The sequence below is a fragment of the Pseudomonas sp. P5_A2_2 genome (assembly GCF_054177685.1).
On record NZ_JBGCUL010000622.1, the window covers coordinates 1 to 2,696 of the forward strand.

Genomic DNA, 2,696 nt, shown 5'->3' on the forward strand with positions numbered 1-2,696 from the left:
GTCGATAACAGTCATATGGGCGTAGTATTGAAGCGTATGATGTTGCGCGCTTCGTCCCGAATTGCCGATCGACTGCACATCGACGCACTGGTCACCGGTGAGGCGATCTCCCAGGTGTCGAGCCAGACGCTGCCGAACCTGAGCGTGATCGACTGTGTGACCGACAAGCTGGTCTTGCGTCCGCTGATCGCCAGTCACAAGCAGGACATCATCGACCTGGCCAACGAAATCGGCACCGCCGATTTCGCCCGGCACATGCCGGAGTACTGCGGTGTCATCTCGGTCAATCCGAAGACCGCGGCCAAGCGCTATCGCGTCGAGCATGAAGAGAAAGAATTCGATATGGCGGTACTCGAGCGTGCGCTCGAAAACGCCAAACTGGTGCCGATCGATCGCGTGATCGACGAATTGGGCCAGGACTTGCAGATTGAAGAAGTCAGCGAAGCGCTGGCCGGTCAGATCGTCATCGACATCCGTCACCCGGATGCCGCTGAGGACGACCCGCTGGAACTCGCTGGCATCGAGGTACAAACGATGCCGTTTTATGCAGTGAACGCTCGTTTCAAGGAACTGGACCCTACTCGCCAGTACCTGCTGTATTGCGACAAAGGCGTGATGAGTCGCCTGCATGCCCACCATTTGCTCAGTGAGGGGCATGCCAATGTGCGCGTTTATCGACCGAGCTAAGTGCCCGGGGCTGTTTGCCTGTGGCCTGCGTCACCGGCCCCCCGACGCCACCGTCAAGCTGTAACGGCTTTCACGGACGCTACTGTTAATCGCTGCCAAGACTTGTCAGCACACCGAATCCTCTGATCGAGATACACAAGTGATCGAAAATCTACGCAACATCGCCATCATTGCCCACGTTGACCATGGTAAGACCACCCTGGTAGACAAACTCCTGCGTCAATCCGGCACCCTGGAGCGCAACGAGCTCAACGACGAGCGCGTGATGGACTCCAACGACCAGGAAAAAGAGCGCGGTATTACCATTCTGGCGAAAAACACCGCCATCAACTGGAACGGCTACCACATCAACATCGTGGACACCCCGGGCCACGCCGACTTCGGCGGCGAAGTTGAACGCGTAATGTCGATGGTCGACTCCGTTCTGCTGCTGGTTGACGCTCAAGACGGCCCTATGCCGCAAACCCGTTTCGTGACCAAGAAGGCTTTCGAAGCCGGCCTGCGTCCGATCGTGTGCATCAACAAGGTTGACCGTCCAGGCGCGCGTCCGGACTGGGTTCTGGACCAGATCTTCGACCTGTTCGACAACCTGGGCGCCACCGAAGAACAGCTGGACTTCAAAGTCGTCTACGCCTCGGCCCTGAACGGTATTGCCGGTCTGGACCACACCGAAATGGCTGAAGACATGACCCCGCTGTACCAGTCGATCGTCGACAACGTACCAGCGCCGAAAGTCGACCGTGACGGTCCGTTCCAGATGCAGATCTCCGCACTGGACTACAACAGCTTCCTGGGTGTTATCGGTGTTGGCCGTATCGCTCGTGGTCGCGTCAAGCCGAACACCCCGGTTGTGGCTATCGGCGCCGACGGCAAGAAGCGTAACGGTCGTATCCTGAAGCTGATGGGTCACCACGGTCTGCACCGTGTAGACGTTGAAGAAGCTGCTGCAGGCGACATCGTGTGCATCAGCGGTATGGACTCGCTGTTCATCTCCGACACCCTGTGCCACCCGGACACCGTTGAACCGATGAAGCCGTTGACCGTCGACGAGCCAACCGTTTCCATGACCTTCCAGGTAAACGACTCGCCTTTCTGCGGTAAAGAAGGCAAGTTCGTGACTTCCCGTAACATCAAGGAACGTCTGGACAAAGAGCTGCTGTACAACGTTGCACTGCGCGTTGAAGAAGGCGACTCGGCTGACAAGTTCAAGGTTTCCGGCCGTGGTGAGCTGCACCTCTCGGTACTGATCGAAACCATGCGTCGCGAAGGCTTCGAAATGGCTGTAGGCCGTCCGGAAGTGATCATCCGTCTGGTTGACGGCGTGAAGCACGAACCATTCGAAAACGTCACCATCGACACCCCTGAAGAATCCCAGGGCAAGGTGATGGAAGAGATGGGMCTGCGTAAGGGCGACCTGACCAACATGGTGCCGGATGGCAAGGGCCGTGTACGTCTGGAATACAACATCCCTGCTCGTGGTCTGATCGGTTTCCGTAACCAGTTCCTGACCCTGACCAACGGTGCTGGCATCCTGACCTCGATCTTCGACCGTTACGACGTGATGAAGTCCGGCGACATGTCCGGCCGTCAGAATGGCGTTCTGGTTTCGGTTGAAACCGGCAAGGCGCTGACCTACTCCCTGGAAACCCTCCAGGCACGTGGCAAGCTGTTCGTAGAACACGGTCAGGAAATCTACAACGGTCAGATCGTTGGTCTGAACAGCCGTGACAACGACCTGGGCGTTAACCCTACCAAGGGCAAGAAGCTCGACAACATGCGTGCTTCGGGTAAAGACGAAACCATCGCCCTGGTTCCACCTGTTCGCTTCACCCTGGAACAGGCTCTGGAATTCATCCAGGATGACGAGCTGTGTGAAGTGACTCCTAAGTCCATCCGTCTTCGCAAGAAGATCCTGGACGAAAGCGAGCGTACCCGCGCTGCCAAGAAAGCCAAGGCATAAGATTTAGCCTTGCTTAACGAAAACGCCCCCGGTCGAAAGGCCGGGGGCG

The 2,696-nt window shown here is 57.4% G+C and carries 2 protein-coding genes; both read left to right on the forward strand.

Features of this window, described 5'->3' with window-relative positions:
- The coding region (gene thiI, locus ACXRVY_RS23210; RefSeq protein ID WP_458238347.1) for a thiazole biosynthesis protein at positions 1–687 on the forward strand (687 nt) is incomplete at its 5' end.
- Between the two features lie 139 nt (positions 688–826).
- Complete coding sequence (gene typA / locus ACXRVY_RS23215; RefSeq protein WP_116264161.1) at positions 827–2,647, forward strand: translational GTPase TypA; 1,821 nt, start codon at positions 827–829, stop codon at positions 2,645–2,647.
- The last annotated feature ends 49 nt before the right edge of the window (positions 2,648–2,696 follow it).